Genomic DNA, 15476 nt, shown 5'->3' with positions numbered 1-15476 from the left:
AGAACCCCCTTGAACCTGGAAAATATCTCCTGTCAGAAGAGTTTTGGCGGTTGGCACAAGCGCTATCGTCACCGTTCCGACGTGCTGGGCTGCGACATGGTATTTGCCGTGTACCTGCCACCGCAGGCGGAGCAGGGCGGCAAGCTGCCGGTGTTGTACTGGCTGTCGGGGCTGACCTGTACCGACGAGAACTTCATGCACAAGGCCGGCGCGTTGCGCATGGCTGCTGAACTCGGTCTGATCATCGTCGCACCGGACACCAGCCCGCGCGGTCCCGATGTGCCGGGCGATCCGGATGGCGCGTGGGACTTTGGTCTCGGTGCCGGGTTTTATCTGAATGCCACGCAGGAACCCTGGTCGCGGCACTATCGGATGCATGACTATGTCGTGCAGGAATTGCCTTCACTGGTTGAAGCGCATTTCCCTGCGTCCGATAAACGCAGTATCAGCGGCCACTCCATGGGTGGCCACGGTGCGTTGGTGTGTGCCTTGCGCAATCCGGGGCGTTATCAATCGGTGTCGGCCTTTTCGCCGATCAACAACCCGATGGATTGCCCGTGGGGGCAGAAGGCATTTTCTCGTTATCTGGGTGAAGACCGTTCGAAGTGGAAAGAGTGGGATGCCTGTGCGCTGATCGCCGAGGCTGACGAGAAGCTCCCGCTGCTGGTCGATCAAGGTGATCGCGATGATTTCCTCGCGACTCAGCTCAACCCCGAAGCCTTGCAACAAGCGGCAAAACAAGCGGGTCATCCGCTGACGCTGCGCTTGCAACCGGGCTACGACCACAGCTATTTCTTCATCTCAAGCTTTATAGACGACCACTTGCAGCATCACGCACAAGCCCTTCGGGGCTAATGCAGGTAGAATCACGCCCTGACAAAAATCGGGGCGTTTTTTTTATGCGTATTGGCCACGGCTATGATGTGCACCGTTTCGCTGAAGGCGATTTCATTACTCTGGGCGGCGTGCGCATTGCACACAGCTTCGGGCTGCTCGCTCATTCCGACGGTGACGTCCTGCTGCACGCCTTGAGCGATGCCTTGCTCGGCGCGGCTGCGCTGGGCGATATCGGCAAACATTTCCCGGATACCGACCCACAATTCAAGGGCGCCGACAGCCGAGCGTTGCTGCGTCATGTGGTCGGTCTGATCCACGCCAAGGGCTGGAAAGTCGGCAACGTCGATAACACCATCGTTGCCCAGGCGCCGAAAATGGCCCCGCATATCGAATCGATGCGCGCACTGATCGCCGCGGATCTTCAAGTTGAGTTGGATCAAGTGAACGTGAAAGCTACCACCACCGAAAAGCTTGGCTTTGTCGGTCGCGAAGAAGGCATCGCCGTGCACTCCGTTGCTTTGTTGCTGCGCGCATGAATGAACTGCAATTGCTCGGCCCGCGCGCCTATGGCGAACCCCTCGGCACTGCGGTACTGAAAGCCATCGCTGAAGATTTTCAGGTGGATGAAGTGCTGGATATCCCGTTCAGCGGCGACGGCGAACACCTGTGGATCTGGGTGGAAAAGCGTGGCCTGAACACCGAGGAAGCCGCACGGCGTATCGCCAAGGCTGCCGGTGTGCCGCTGCGTACTGTCAGCTACGCCGGTCTCAAGGACCGTCAGGCGCTGACCCGTCAGTGGTTCAGTGTGCAACTGCCGGGCAAGGCAGATCCTGATCTGTCGGCGGCGGAAAACGACACGTTGAAAATCCTCAAGACCACTCGCCACAAGCGCAAGCTGCAACGCGGTGCGCATTCGGCGAATGGTTTCACGTTGCGCCTGACGCAGTTCGCCGGCGACAAAGCCGCGATTGAAGAGCGCCTGCAACTGATCGTCAAACAAGGTATTCCCAATTATTTCGGCGCCCAGCGTTTCGGCCATGACGGCGGCAACGTCGTCGATGCCCGATCGTGGGCGGCGCGCAAGGCATTGCCGGAGCAGCGCAATGTACGCTCGCGACTGCTGTCGACGGCGCGCAGTTTTCTGTTTAACCAGGTGTTGGCTGCACGTGTGGCGGATGGCACCTGGCAGCGCGCGCTGGTCGGCGATCTGCTGGCTTTCACCGATAGCCGTAGTTTCTTCCCGGCCGGTGAAGCTGAATTGAGCGACCCGCGTCTGGCGATTCTCGATCTGCATCCGACCGGCCCGCAGTGGGGTGAAGGTGACTCCCCGGCCGCTGGCACTGTCCATGATCTGGAGCAGGGGATTGCCGCGCGTGAAGCGGATCTGCGCGATTGGTTGATCAACGCCGGCATGAGTCACGAACGTCGCATCCTGCGGCTGCCCATTGGCGGGTTGACGTGGCATTATCCCCAGCCTGACATTCTGCAACTGGAATTCGTCCTCCCGGCCGGATGCTTCGCCACTGTATTGGTGCGCGAGCTCGTTGATCTGGTGCCGGTGGGGCAGACGGACAGCCCATGCGTATTCTGATTTCTAACGATGATGGGGTAACCGCACCCGGTCTCGCCGCGCTTTATGCTGCGCTGGCAGATTACACCGAGTGCGTGGTTATCGCCCCTGAGCAGGACAAAAGCGGCGCCAGCAGTTCGCTGACGCTCGACCGTCCGTTGCACCCGCAATACCTGGCCAACGGCTTTATCAGCCTCAACGGCACGCCAACCGACTGCGTACATCTGGGCCTGAACGGGTTGCTGGAGCGCCAGCCGGACATGGTGGTTTCCGGGATCAATCTCGGCGCCAACCTTGGCGATGACGTGTTGTATTCCGGGACGGTGGCGGCGGCCCTTGAAGGACGTTTCCTCGAGCGCCCATCGTTCGCCTTCTCGCTGGTCTCACGCCAGGTCGATAATCTTCCTACAGCGACCTACTTTGCGCGCAAACTGGTCGAAGCCCACGCCGGGCTTGATCTGCCGCCGCGCACGGTGCTCAACGTGAACATTCCCAATCTGCCGATCGACCACATTCGCGGCATCCAGCTGACCCGACTGGGGCACCGTGCCCGGGCGGCGGCGCCGATGAAAGTGGTCGACCCGCGTGGCAAGGCCGGTTACTGGATTGCTGCCGCTGGCGATGCCGAAGATGGCGGCCCGGGCACTGACTTTCATGCGGTGATGCAGGGCTATGTTTCCATCACGCCACTGCAGCTCGATCGCACCTTCAACGATGCCTTCAGAAGTCTTGATGGCTGGCTGGAGGGATTGCGCTGATGGCTCGTGAACACGAAGACAGAATGCGTAGCGGCATCGGCATGACGTCCCAGCGCACCCGGGAGCGTTTGATCCAGCGTCTGTATGAAGAAGGTCTGTCCAACGCCAAGGTGCTGGAAGTCATCCGGCGCACGCCGCGTCACCTGTTCGTCGACGAAGCGTTGGCGCACCGCGCTTATGAAGATACTGCGCTGCCGATCGGCCATAACCAGACCATCTCCCAACCTTATATGGTGGCGCGCATGAGCGAGCTGCTGTTGGAGGCGGGCCCCTTGGACAAGGTGCTGGAGATCGGCACCGGTTCCGGTTACCAGACTGCCGTGTTGTCGCAACTGGTTGAGCGGGTGTTCTCGGTCGAGCGCATCAAGGTCTTGCAGGATCGGGCCAAGGAACGTCTGGTCGAACTCAACCTGCGCAACGTGGTGTTTCGTTGGGGGGACGGTTGGGAAGGCTGGCCGGCGCTGGCACCGTACAACGGCATTATTGTCACTGCCGTGGCCACCGATGTGCCGCAAGCGTTGCTTGATCAACTGGCACCGGGCGGGCGATTGGTGATTCCGGTCGGTTCCGGAGAAGTGCAGCAATTGATGCTGATCGTGCGCGAAGAAAATGGTTTTTCTCGACACGTTTTAGGCGCCGTGCGTTTCGTGCCATTGCTCAATGGGCCACTGGCCTGAGCATTTGTTCAACGGTGCTGAATTCCTTTCGCTGGCCTCGGTCTTACACCAGCAGCGATCGTTTAAACGCAGCAGATTGTCAGCTTGCAAACGTGTGCGTGAAGCGAGTTCGCTTCATTAAAGGTAAAGCCGATTCGGCCCGTTATACTTGCGACACCTCATGCCGGAGTTCGGCATTCGAATTTTTCAGCCACCACAAAGGGAGCGGCGGGTGAGTCTCACTGTCATTGCGCAGCGTATGGGTAACACGAGCTTTCAGCGCCTGGTGACTGGCCTTGTCTTGAGCACCTTGCTGGTGGGTTGCTCCAGCACCAAATCGAGCAATGTCCGGGTAGTCGATCGCAACGGCGCGGCCGCACAGCGTCCTACCGTGACGACCGGTCAATATGTAGTCCGTCCGGGCGATACGATGTTTTCCATCGCATTTCGCTACGGCTGGGACTACAAAGCCCTCGCGGCGCGGAACAATATTCCTACGCCGTATACGATCCATCCGGGTCAGACAATTCGCTTCGACGGGCGTACCGGATCAACGCCGACTGCCGTGGTGAGCAGCGCCAGTTCCTCGCCTTCATCGTCCAGCAAAACCACGGTAATCCGGCGCCAGGCAAATGGCACAACGACCACCACAACCCGCGGTTCTGCGGGTGCTGTACCGTCCGTCGCCAACAAGCAAACCCCGGCTCCAATGCCTCCTGCCGGCCCAGCCCCGAACGGCTGGGGATGGCCATCTAATGGCATTCTGATTGGTAAATTCTCTTCAAACGGTAGTTTGAATAAAGGAATTGATATCGCCGGAGATTTGGGACAGCCTGTTTTAGCTGCGTCTGATGGGACGGTGGTTTACGCCGGGAGTGGCTTAAGGGGCTACGGCGAATTAGTCATCATCAAACACAGCGAAACCTACGTCAGTGCTTACGGACATAACCGCAGGCTGTTGGTTCGGGAGGGACAGCAGGTCAAAGTCGGACAGACAATTGCCGAAATGGGGTCAACGGGTACAGACCGGGTGAAACTGCATTTTGAGATTCGCCGACAAGGTAAACCAGTAGATCCGCTGCAGTTCCTGCCAAGGCGTTGATTTGCAATCCAGCCTGTTCCGTCGCGTAGAGGGGACAGGCTCCAGCGTTGCCAAGGATAGAGGCGTCGCTTGAGCTTGGGGTCGAACTCACCAAAGGACTATAACAATGGCTCTCAGTAAAGAAGTGCCGGAGTTTGACATCGACGATGAGGTTCTCCTTATGGAGGCCGGCATCGATTCGGAATCTTCGATGTCGAATGATGAAGGGGCTGCTCCACCTTCCGTTCGTTCCAAATCCAAACAATCTGCTTCACTCAAACAACATAAATACATCGATTACACTCGGGCACTCGATGCCACGCAGTTGTATCTCAACGAAATCGGCTTTTCCCCATTGCTCTCCCCCGAGGAAGAAGTTCATTTTGCGCGCTTGTCGCAAAGTGGCGATCCGGCCGGGCGCAAGCGCATGATTGAAAGTAACCTTCGGCTGGTGGTGAAAATCGCCCGGCGTTACGTCAATCGGGGGCTGTCGCTGCTGGATCTGATCGAAGAGGGCAACCTCGGCTTGATCCGCGCGGTAGAAAAGTTCGACCCCGAGCGCGGCTTCCGCTTCTCGACCTACGCGACCTGGTGGATTCGTCAGACCATCGAGCGCGCGATCATGAATCAGACCCGGACCATCCGGTTGCCGATCCATGTGGTCAAGGAGCTCAATGTGTACCTGCGGGCTGCACGGGAGCTGACGCAGAAACTCGACCACGAACCTTCACCCGAAGAAATCGCCAACCTGCTGGAAAAACCGGTAGGTGAGGTCAAGCGCATGCTGGGCCTGAACGAGCGTGTTTCTTCGGTCGACGTCTCGCTGGGTCCGGATTCGGATAAAACCCTGCTGGACACACTTACTGATGATCGTCCGACCGATCCATGCGAACTGCTGCAGGACGATGACTTGTCGCAGAGCATCGATCAATGGCTGTCGGAGCTGACCGACAAGCAGCGTGAGGTGGTCATCCGCCGCTTCGGCTTGCGCGGCCACGAGAGCAGCACGCTGGAAGATGTAGGCCTGGAGATCGGCCTGACCCGGGAACGGGTACGACAGATCCAGGTAGAAGGCCTCAAGCGACTTCGCGAAATCCTTGAGAAGAATGGCCTGTCGAGCGAGTCGCTGTTCCAGTAAGCGTTTCAAACGACCACCCGCAAAAAGCCCCGACTGGTTCGGGGTTTTTTGTTGCCTGGAATTCGCGTCGAATCTCGGCTTTGTGTGTAGGAGCTGCCGAAGGCTGCGATCTTTTGATCTGGACTCTTAAAAGCAAAGTCATAAGGTCTTCCGATCGCGGCCGAGCCTTCGGCAACTCCTACAAAAGCTATCGGTCGAGATTTGTAGTCTCGCTCTGTAAGCCTTTTCTTACTGTTTCGTAAGTGTTCGTTATTTTTACACGGTGGAAGGCGTCTGTTTTTTGATGGGATGATTTTAACCTATTGATTAATAAGCTTATTTTTTAATATGAATCGCTTGTGACGAACCGTTTGAGCGCTCAGGACGCATTGCTCTTGCCGGGAAATTCTCTAGTATCGGGGTTGTGTCGACGGACAGACACGCCCTTCAAGGAAGAGGGGAATGGACATCGCAGGATGCGATTCATCAGGACGATGAAAGGGAACACAGGGAATAGGGAAAAATGTGGGCGGGTCAAACCGCCCCTTTTTTTGTCTGCAAAAAAGTAAAAACCGCAAAAGCAAAAAGGCCCGCAAGAGGGGCCTTTTTTCGAGCGCGTGACAGATCAGCGTTCGAGGTCTTTGATCTTGCCTTTGACGCCATCCCACTCTTCGGCATCCGGCAGAGATTCTTTCTTCTCGGTGATGTTCGGCCAGATTTCTGCCAACTCAACGTTCAGCTGGATGAATTCCTGCATCTCTTCCGGAACTTCGTCCTCGGAGAAAATGGCTACGGCCGGGCATTCTGGTTCGCACAGGGCGCAGTCGATGCACTCATCCGGGTGAATCACCAGGAAGTTCGGGCCTTCGTAAAAGCAGTCCACCGGACAGACTTCTACGCAGTCGGTGTACTTGCACTTGATGCAGTTGTCGGTGACGACGAAGGTCATTTCTAGTTCTCTCCTCAGGCGGCGGCAGCGTTGCCCCTTCACGGTTGGGGTCGCCAGGTTCGGGAGCGATGTCTGCTGGCCAGGCTATTAGCCAGCAGCATCCCAAACCGCGCGAGATTCTAACAGCTTGAAGCCGTTTGCGTTATATCCGGTTCTTCAGTGCTTATATCCGGTTCTTCAGCGCATAGAGCATTTCCAGAGCACGACGCGGAGTCATGTCGTCAATGTCCAGTTTAGCCAGCTCATCCAGCACCGGGTGCGGCAAACTGGCAAACATATCGCTTTGTTGCGGCGCTGCGGGTTTTCCCTTGACCGGTTTCGGCGCTTCATGGGGCAGCGCGGTCTCTTCCAGTCGACTCAGATGTTCCCGCGCCCGCACGATGACTTCGCTCGGTACGCCCGCCAGTTGCGCGACCGCCAGGCCGTAGCTCTGACTTGCAGGCCCTGGCAGCACATGGTGCAGGAACACGATGCGCTCATTATGTTCGGTTGCGTTGAGGTGGACGTTGGCCACCAACGGCTCGGCTTCCGGCAACACGGTCAGTTCGAAATAGTGCGTGGCGAACAGCGTGTAGGCGCGCAGATGCGCCAAGCGCTCGGCCGCAGCCCAGGCCAGCGACAGGCCGTCGAAGGTGCTCGTACCGCGTCCGACTTCGTCCATCAGCACCAGACTGCGTTCGGTGGCGTTGTGCAGGATGTTGGCGGTTTCGCTCATTTCCACCATGAAGGTCGAGCGGCCACCAGCCAGGTCATCACTGGAACCGATCCGGGTGAAGATTCGGTCAACCAACGACAGTTCGCAACTGGCCGCCGGCACGAAGCTGCCGATGTGTGCCAGCAGCACGATCAAAGCAGTTTGACGCATGTAGGTGGATTTACCGCCCATGTTCGGGCCGGTGATCACCAGCATCCGCGTGTTGTCATCCAGACTCAGGTCATTGGCCACGAACGGCGTGGTCAGGACTTGCTCGACCACCGGGTGACGACCCTGAGTAATGCGCATGCACGGCTCGCTGACGAAACGCGGGCAGTTCAGATCCAGATTCAGTGCGCGTTCGGCGAGGTTGCTCAGCACGTCCAGCTCGGCCAGCGCGCCGGCGGTGTCCTGGAGCGGTGGCAACTGGCTGATCAGATCTTCCAGCAGCGCCTCATAGAGCATCTTTTCGCGAGCGAGGGCGCGGCTCTTGGCCGACAGCGCCTTGTCTTCGAACTCTTTCAGCTCTGGCGTGATGAAACGCTCGGCACCTTTCAAGGTCTGGCGACGGATGTAATCCGCCGGTGCCGATTCGGCTTGCTTGCTCGGCAGCTCGATGAAGTAGCCGTGAATACGGTTGTAGCCGACTTTCAGGTGGGACAGCCCGGTGCGAGCCTTTTCCCGGGCTTCCAGATCGATCAGGAACTGGCCGGCGTTTTCGCTCAGCGATTGCAACTCGTCGAGTTCGCTGTCGTAACCGGTCTTCAACACGCCGCCGTCACGGATCACCGCAGGCGGGTTGTCGATAATGGCTTTTTCCAGCAGTGCCGCCAGTTCCGGGTAAGTGCTGGTGGTTGTCGCCAGACTTTGCAGGTGCGGTGCTTCCAGATCGGTCATCGCTACTTGCAGTTCCGGCAGCGCACCAAGGGCATCGCGCAGGCGCGCAAGGTCACGCGGACGCGCATTGCGCAGGCCGATTCGCGCGAGAATCCGCTCGATGTCGCCGATTTCCTTGAGTTGCGGCTGCAGTTTTTCGAAACGATAGCGGTCGAGCAGGCAAGTGATCGATGTCTGACGCGCCAGCAGTACGGTCAGATCACGCAGCGGACGGTTCAGCCAACGCGTCAGCAGACGGCTGCCCATGGCGGTCTGGCAGCGATCGACCACCGATTGCAGAGTGTTGTCGCGGCCCCCGGCCAGGTTGGTGTCGAGCTCCAGATTGCGCCGGCTCGCGCCGTCGAGCACAACAGTGTCATCGAGACGTTCGTGGCGCAGGCTGCGCAGGTGGGGCAGGGCGGTGCGCTGGGTTTCCTTGGCATAGGCCAGCAGGCATCCGGCAGCGCCGATGGCCAGTGTCAGGTTTTCGCAACCGAAGCCCTTCAGGTCCTGGGTGGAAAATTGCTGGCAGAGACTTTTCAGCGCCGAATCACGCTCGAAATCCCACGGCGCACGACGCCGCACGCCCCGGCGTTTTTCCGCCGGCAGATCCCGCGGCCAGTCATCCGGGATCATCAGTTCCACCGGGTTGACCCGCTCAAGCTCGGCCAGCAGATTTTCCCAGCCCTTGATTTCCAGCACGGTGAAGTTGCCGCTGGTGATGTCCAGCACCGCCAGACCAAACAGGCGCTCGTCGCCCAGCACGGCGGCAATCAGGTTGTCGCGGCGCTCATCGAGCAGCGCCTCGTCGCTGACCGTGCCTGGCGTGATGATCCGCACCACCTGACGATCAACCGGCCCTTTACTGGTGGCCGGATCGCCGACCTGCTCGCAGATCACCACCGACTCGCCAAGCTTGACCAGTTTCGCCAGGTAACCTTCTGCGGCGTGGTAAGGAATCCCACACATCGGAATCGCCTGTCCCGCCGATTGCCCGCGCGCAGTCAGCGTGATTTCGAGCAGCTTGGCGGCCTTCTTCGCGTCTTCATAGAAGATCTCGTAGAAGTCACCCATGCGGTAGAACATCAGCTGATCCGGGTGCTGATTCTTCAGGCGCCAGTATTGCTGCATCATCGGGGTGTGGGAGGACAGATCGGAGACGGCTTTATTCATCGGATTGTCAGGCAACTCGTTAAAAGATGTAGGGCAAAAGCGGGGACAACGACCGGGCTTTTCCGCGATGGGCGCAAGGTTACCATGGGGAGTCTGCTCGACGCAGGCATCGCGGGTCGCTGTGTATTTCCTTCGTCGAAAAGACGCTATATGCATTGATTATGCAAATCAGCATTTGTCTTGGCGAATAACTTCAAGCATTATGCGCGTTATGCAAAAACGCAACGTATCCTCCGTCTTAAGAGCACTGCTCGATCAGCACGGGATCTCCCCCACGGAGCTCCACCGTCGCACCGGCGTGCCTCAATCCACTCTCTCGCGGATTCTCAGCGGGAAGATCGTCGATCCTTCGGATAAACATATTTCGAAGATCGCCGAGTACTTCGCCGTGAGCACCGATCAGTTGCGCGGGCGCGCGGATGTCGCGCCGTCGGCGGGTACCGGGCGCGGTGACGTACACGCAGAACTCAAGGACATAATGCTGTGGGACGACGACACACCTGTCGATGACGACGAGGTGTCGGTGCCGTTTCTTCGCGAGGTTGAATTGGCAGCAGGATCAGGAAGATTCGTCATCGAAGAGAGCGAACGCTCTAGCCTGCGCTTCGGCAAGCGCAGCCTGCGCCATAACGGTGTGCAGTTCGACCAGGCCAAATGCGTGACCGTGCGTGGCAACAGCATGTTGCCGGTACTGCGTGACGGCGCCACCGTGGGTGTCAACGCGGGCAAGTGCGGCATCGGCGACATCATTGATGGTGATCTGTACGCGATCAACCACAACGGCCAGTTGCGGGTGAAGCAACTCTATCGCTTGCCTACCGGCATTCGCCTGCGCAGCTTCAATCGTGACGAGCACCCGGACGAGGACTACAGCTTCCAGGAAATCCAGGAGGAGCAAATCGTCATCCTTGGTCACGTCTTCTGGTGGGGCATGTACGCCCGGTAATCACACTGCTTTCAGATAAAACCCGCCATCGGCGGGTTTTTTTTCGCCCGTCAAAAGACCTCGGAACCTTGATCTATGCGGCTTTCATGCGTGAGCGCATTTCTTGCGCATAAATAAATGCATTTGTGCATTGACTGTATATGCATCCATGCATATTATTGCCACCAAGCCGCTCGACAAAGCGGCTGGAAACGAAAGCTCTTTAGTTCCACAAGAACAGGCAGCGATGAACCGGCCTTAACGGTTCAGAGGGTTGGCAACTGACCCGGGTGTGCAGCGTAAAGCACCACAAGCAGTTATCCGGCGGGCAGGGACCGCGGTCGGAAAAACAATCTGAATGGACTCGTACCGCGCCAGTAGCGCCGAAAAGTCAGCTTCCTTTTTTGAACACAGGATTTAAAGGAAGGCGAAGGAGCGCATTACTGAAAAGCCCGGCCAATGGCCGGGCTTTTTGGAATGCCTACCTCGTTTAGCGCATTACGCCGTATCACCGGCGTGAAGGCGCCTTCGTTATTGGATGCGATCCAACGGCATTTCCCCTGATACAAAACTCATAATCGAGAGAAAACATATGTTGAAGAAATACCTCGTTCCGCTCCTGTCCTGCGCTGTGCTGCTCGGCACGGGTACAAACGTTCTTGCAGCCAACCTGTTGGTCAATGGCAGTTTTGAACAATCGACATGCGGTGGCGGCTGCATTCTGGACACTCCGGCGAAAGCGAATGCCATCACCGGCTGGACAACTTTTTTGTCCGGTGCGGAGTACTTCAATATGCCGAATGCGATTGGTGGCTCTGTGGCTGCAGATGGCGTAATGATCGTTGATCTCGCCAATTATGTTTACGGCAATGGTGGTGGGATTCAGCAGAACTTCGCCACCGCGGTAGGTGCCAAGTATCGACTGACCTTCAGTGCGGGTAACTCCCGGTTTGCCAGCCGCTCCGGCGACGGTGTTGTTCAGGTGAAAGTGGCTGGACAAACAGCCACATTCAACACACCGACGGCTAAGGGCGTTGCAGTAGAGTGGGCCCCCATTACCTACGATTTCACCGCAACCACGTCGCAGACTACCGTGGCATTTTCCAACGAGCAGAACCCTAACACCAACTTTGCCTTTATCGACAACGTCATTGTTGAACGTCTGTAACGCCTATAGCCAGAAAGCTGCTGTATTTACTTCAAGCGTGAAAAGCGCCACCGATCGGGTGTTGCCTGCTCACGCCCCTTTCTTTCATCAATCACCCTCAGGAGGCGTGACATGACAAGCGAGCAACAAGCGCTGGCAGAAATGCCGATCTGGCTGGTCATCCTCCTTGCCGTAGTGGGCGGGGTGTCCGGCGAAATGTGGCGCGCAGACAAAGAGGGCGCCCGTGGCTGGTCACTGCTGCGGCGCCTGGCCCTGCGCTCCGGCGCCTGCATGATCTGCGGCGTGTCGGCGATCATGCTGCTGTATGCCGCAGGATTGTCGATCTGGGCCGCCGGCGCGTTTGGTTGCCTGACCGCCATGGCCGGCGCCGACGTGGCCATCGGTCTGTACGAACGCTGGGCCGCAAAGCGCATCGGCGTCTGCGAAGTTCCGCCGCGCGACCAGCCATAACCCCGACTGTTTCTCCGTGCCGCCATTTTGGCGGCAGGGCTGCGCGTGGACGATTGAAAAGGAGGTCATGCATGCCCACACCGATCCAGCAGCCGTCGCAACTGTTTACAGCTATCGCGACGACGCTGCGTAACACCGCCGCGCTCAACCTCAATGTCGGCAATCACGACGATTTCACCGCACCTGGCGAACAGGCTTGGGTGTTAATCGACTTCGACCGAAATGCATCGGGAGTGCGCGCCGCTGATGGGCGAATTGCTCATGTCATGACGGTGTCGTTGCAAGTCGTCCCGGCGCTTGCCGCCACGGCATTTGCAGCGTGCGATCTGATTGCCGTGTTGAAAAACCTGATCACCGACAACCGCTGGAGCCTGCCCGGCGATCAATGCGATCTGCCGATGAACATCGATGGCTTGCCGTCATTGCTCATCCGCACAGAGCAGCCATACAAAACCTGGACGTTGTCATTCAACCAGACCCTTTACCTCGGTCCGACCTTGCTCGACGACCCGCTGGGCATCCCGAAATTCGCCCGTACCTGGGAAGTCAGCAACATCGACGACCCCGACCAATACACCACGCTGGAGGCCTGACCGATGTTTGACGCATTACTGCGCATGCAACTGGGCCCGATCATTGAACGGCTGGCCGAGATGGAAGCGGAGATCGAAGACCTGCACCGACGCGCCGAAAGTTTCTGCCGCATCGGCATCTGTCAGGAAGCCGACGCGGCGAGCAACACCTGCAAGGTCAGCCACGGTGGATTGCTGACGCCATCGATCAAGTTCTTCAACCCCAGCGCTGGCGCTCAAAGCGAATCGCGGATACCGACGGTGGGCGAGCAGTGCCTGCTGTTCAATTACGGCAGCGGTGAAAGCGGCGCGCAGAGCGTGGCGTTGTTCGGCTTGAACAGTGATCGTTTTCCGCCCACCTCGACTGTACCGACGCTGACGCGCCGCGTGCATCAGGACGGCAGCGAAAGCGGTTATGACGACGCCACGCATACGCTGAATTGGCTTAATGGCCCGGCGGCGTTCAACGGGTCTCGCGAATCGCTTGAACTGAGCATCGGCCCGGCGCGACTGACGCTGACCCCGCAGGTGATCAACCTGCAACTGGGCGCCGTCGGCCTGACCATCGACGCTTCGGGCGTTCACTTCAGCGGCCCATTGGTGGATCACCAGGGCCGTGTTATCAGTCCCTGATTCAAGAGCCTCCCATGATCGGAATCGACAGAGACAGCGGGGCCACGGTCGACGACTGGCTGCAGTTTGTGCAGCGCGCGACCCGAGCCCTGACCACGCCGCTGGGCACCCGGCAAAAAAGGCCCCTCTATGGCTCGCTGATCCCCACGCTGCTGGGGCAGAACCTCGGCGACGACGTCCTGCTTCTGGCTCAGAGCCACGCGGCTCAGGCGTTCTACAACACGCAGAACGGGATCAGCGATTTTCAGCCGAGCGTGATCGTCGCCAGCCGCCAGGGCGCCGGTCTGTTGCTGCGTTTCGCCGGCACCTGGAAAAACCGTCAACAGACTTTCGAGGTAGTGACATGAGCATGTTGATCCCCGGCCAGAACCAATTGGCCGAACCTTCGCTGATCACCGTCGAAGCCTTCGAAGATCTGCTCCCCGAGTTCAAGACCTTCGTCGTCGAATACGTCGGCGCCCGAGCACCGGACAGCGCAGCGAAACTCAAAAGCAGCCTGGAAAACGAAAGCGAATTGCTGACGCTTGCGCTTGAAGCGTTTTGTGTCCGGCTGCAAACCCACGAACGCAAATACAACGCCCGTATCAAGCAGATGCTGGCGTGGTGGGCAACCGGCAGCAACCTCGATGCACGGCTGGCCGACATGGGCCTGGAGCGTCAGTTGCTCGATCCGGGCGATCCGGCAGCCTTCCCACCGGTGCCGGCGATTTATGAAAGCGACGACGATGCGCGGCTGCGTTATTACCTCGCGCCCCATGCCCCGGCGGCGGGTTCGCGAATGCAGTATCGCCGCGAAGTGTTCACCCTCGGCGAGCGGCCGACAGTGAAAGTCGAGTCGTCCGATGCCGGCGTGGTGAACGTCACTTACACCTTCAACCCCGACGGTCTCGCCGCGCAGGTCAAGGATGGTAACGGTCGCCGCACCGCGCCCGGCGAAGTGCAGGTCACTGTGCTTTCCCGCGACGGTGACGGCACGCCTTCCGAGGCATTGCTCAATGGCGTTCGCCAACACTTTGCCCGGCCCGATGTTCGCCCGGAAACAGATCGGGTCACGGTCAAGGCTGCGGCCATTCAGCGCTACAAAATCCGTGTCGTTGCCAAGATCAATTCCGGCCCGGACTCGGGTCTGACCAAAGTCGCCGCGCAACAACAATTGCAGGCCTACGCCGACAGTTGTCATCGCCTCGAAGGCCGGGTCGATCCGAGCTGGATCGACTACACGCTGCACAGCGCCGGCGCCGTGCAACTGCAAATTCTTGAGCCGCTGGATTCGATCATCACCAGTGCGTTTGAAGCGCCGTACTGCACGGCAGTCGAAGTCGAGGTGCTGACAATATGAGCGATCAAACTCAGCGCCCGACGTTGCTGCCGGCGAACAGTTCGGCACTGGAGCGAGGGCTGGATCTTGGCTTCGGCGCACTGCTTGATCGCATCGCGCCGCCGTTTCCCGAACTGATGAATCCGAGCGAAACGCCTGTCGCGTTTCTGCCGTATCTGGCAGCCGATCGTGGCGTCGCTGAATGGAGCACGACTGCACCGGAAGCGGAAAAGCGCCTGACCGTCGAACTCGCCTGGCCCACCGCGCGCCAGGCCGGCACTCGCAAAGCGCTGGAGAACGCCGCAAAGGGTTTGCAACTGCGCCCGGAAATCCGCGCCTGGTACGAACAGACACCGCCCGGCGCGCCGTACAGTTTTTCCGTGCGCGCCTTCAGCGACCAACCCTACAGCGCCGAAATCGACGCCCGTCTCGACCGCCGTCTGGCGGATGCCAAGAGCGAACGGGACATTCTGTCGGTGTCGGTCGGGCTGAGTGCATTCGGCAGCCATTACATCGGCGCCGCGACCTTCTGCGGCGAACTGACCACGGTTTATCCGGTGTTCATCGAAGGGCTTGAAACCTCGGGAGAGGCATTCATGGCTGCCGGTATGTACACCGTCGAAACATCCACTATTTATCCTCAGGGGGCCTGAATGGCTGACTATTACACCCTGCTCACCAACGCAGGGATTGCCTACG

At 58.8% G+C, this 15476-nt stretch carries 17 protein-coding genes; 15 read left to right on the top strand and 2 right to left on the bottom strand.

Annotated features, from left to right (window positions below):
* Nucleotides 1-9: 9 nt before the first annotated feature.
* The 7 genes from fghA (at nucleotide 10) to rpoS (ending at nucleotide 6040) form a co-directional block, all read left to right on the top strand.
* Nucleotides 10-855 (top strand): S-formylglutathione hydrolase, encoded by an 846-nt coding sequence (fghA, locus tag IEQ42_RS02580; RefSeq protein ID WP_210702458.1) that lies wholly within the window; start codon nucleotides 10-12, stop codon nucleotides 853-855.
* Nucleotides 856-899: 44 nt separating this feature from the next.
* Nucleotides 900-1373, top strand: coding sequence for a 2-C-methyl-D-erythritol 2,4-cyclodiphosphate synthase (gene ispF, locus IEQ42_RS02575; RefSeq protein WP_042557897.1), 474 nt, complete (start codon nucleotides 900-902; stop codon nucleotides 1371-1373).
* The gene (gene truD / locus IEQ42_RS02570; protein WP_210702457.1) at nucleotides 1370-2428 is read left to right on the top strand and encodes a tRNA pseudouridine(13) synthase TruD; all 1059 of its coding nucleotides are present in this window, start codon (nucleotides 1370-1372) and stop codon (nucleotides 2426-2428) included. Before ispF ends, truD begins: the two co-directional genes overlap by 4 nt.
* Nucleotides 2416-3165, top strand: a complete 750-nt coding sequence (gene surE / locus IEQ42_RS02565) for a 5'/3'-nucleotidase SurE (protein WP_042557899.1) — start codon at nucleotides 2416-2418, stop codon at nucleotides 3163-3165. The genes truD and surE overlap by 13 nt, the downstream gene beginning before the upstream one ends.
* A gap of 41 nt (nucleotides 3166-3206) precedes the next feature.
* Nucleotides 3207-3842: a protein-L-isoaspartate(D-aspartate) O-methyltransferase gene (locus IEQ42_RS02560; protein WP_170947254.1), complete on the top strand. Its 636-nt coding sequence runs from the start codon at nucleotides 3207-3209 to the stop codon at nucleotides 3840-3842.
* A 211-nt stretch (nucleotides 3843-4053) separates the two neighbouring features.
* Nucleotides 4054-4923 carry a peptidoglycan DD-metalloendopeptidase family protein gene (locus IEQ42_RS02555; protein ID WP_210702456.1) on the top strand — a complete coding sequence of 290 codons (870 nt, stop codon included), beginning with the start codon at nucleotides 4054-4056 and terminating at the stop codon, nucleotides 4921-4923.
* Between the two features lie 106 nt (nucleotides 4924-5029).
* Nucleotides 5030-6040 (top strand): RNA polymerase sigma factor RpoS, encoded by a 1011-nt coding sequence (gene rpoS / locus IEQ42_RS02550; protein ID WP_047299921.1) that lies wholly within the window; start codon nucleotides 5030-5032, stop codon nucleotides 6038-6040.
* 604 nt (nucleotides 6041-6644) lie between these two features.
* Here the strand turns inward: rpoS and fdxA are convergent.
* Nucleotides 6645-6968 (bottom strand): ferredoxin FdxA, encoded by a 324-nt coding sequence (fdxA, locus tag IEQ42_RS02545; RefSeq protein WP_007908827.1) that lies wholly within the window; start codon nucleotides 6966-6968, stop codon nucleotides 6645-6647.
* A 163-nt stretch (nucleotides 6969-7131) separates the two neighbouring features.
* Nucleotides 7132-9711 carry a DNA mismatch repair protein MutS gene (gene mutS, locus IEQ42_RS02540; protein WP_210702455.1) on the bottom strand — a complete coding sequence of 860 codons (2580 nt, stop codon included), beginning with the start codon at nucleotides 9709-9711 and terminating at the stop codon, nucleotides 7132-7134.
* Nucleotides 9712-9913: 202 nt separating this feature from the next.
* On the opposite strand from mutS, the gene IEQ42_RS02535 reads away from it, so the two are divergent.
* The 8 genes from IEQ42_RS02535 to IEQ42_RS02500 all read left to right on the top strand — a co-directional run bounded on the left by IEQ42_RS02535 (nucleotide 9914) and on the right by IEQ42_RS02500 (nucleotide 15430).
* Nucleotides 9914-10657, top strand: coding sequence for a LexA family transcriptional regulator (locus IEQ42_RS02535; protein WP_210702454.1), 744 nt, complete (start codon nucleotides 9914-9916; stop codon nucleotides 10655-10657).
* A gap of 571 nt (nucleotides 10658-11228) precedes the next feature.
* Nucleotides 11229-11804: a DUF642 domain-containing protein gene (locus IEQ42_RS02530; RefSeq protein ID WP_210702453.1), complete on the top strand. Its 576-nt coding sequence runs from the start codon at nucleotides 11229-11231 to the stop codon at nucleotides 11802-11804.
* 111 nt (nucleotides 11805-11915) lie between these two features.
* Nucleotides 11916-12254, top strand: a complete 339-nt coding sequence (locus IEQ42_RS02525; protein WP_047299923.1) for a phage holin family protein — start codon at nucleotides 11916-11918, stop codon at nucleotides 12252-12254.
* A 71-nt stretch (nucleotides 12255-12325) separates the two neighbouring features.
* Complete coding sequence (locus IEQ42_RS02520) at nucleotides 12326-12847, top strand: hypothetical protein (RefSeq protein WP_210702452.1); 522 nt, start codon at nucleotides 12326-12328, stop codon at nucleotides 12845-12847.
* A 3-nt stretch (nucleotides 12848-12850) separates the two neighbouring features.
* Nucleotides 12851-13459: a phage baseplate assembly protein V gene (locus IEQ42_RS02515; protein WP_210702451.1), complete on the top strand. Its 609-nt coding sequence runs from the start codon at nucleotides 12851-12853 to the stop codon at nucleotides 13457-13459.
* Between the two features lie 14 nt (nucleotides 13460-13473).
* Entirely contained in the window at nucleotides 13474-13806 is a 333-nt protein-coding gene (locus IEQ42_RS02510) for a phage baseplate protein (RefSeq protein WP_047291927.1), read from the top strand.
* Nucleotides 13803-14798 carry a baseplate J/gp47 family protein gene (locus tag IEQ42_RS02505; RefSeq protein ID WP_210702450.1) on the top strand — a complete coding sequence of 332 codons (996 nt, stop codon included), beginning with the start codon at nucleotides 13803-13805 and terminating at the stop codon, nucleotides 14796-14798. The genes IEQ42_RS02510 and IEQ42_RS02505 overlap by 4 nt, the downstream gene beginning before the upstream one ends.
* Complete coding sequence (locus tag IEQ42_RS02500; protein WP_210702449.1) at nucleotides 14795-15430, top strand: phage tail protein I; 636 nt, start codon at nucleotides 14795-14797, stop codon at nucleotides 15428-15430. The genes IEQ42_RS02505 and IEQ42_RS02500 overlap by 4 nt, the downstream gene beginning before the upstream one ends.
* Nucleotides 15431-15476 lie beyond the last annotated feature (46 nt).

The sequence above is a fragment of the Pseudomonas iridis genome (assembly GCF_017980685.1).
Taxonomy (GTDB): Bacteria; Pseudomonadota; Gammaproteobacteria; order Pseudomonadales; family Pseudomonadaceae; genus Aquipseudomonas; species Aquipseudomonas iridis.
This window is presented reverse-complemented; position numbering and strand designations above follow the sequence as displayed.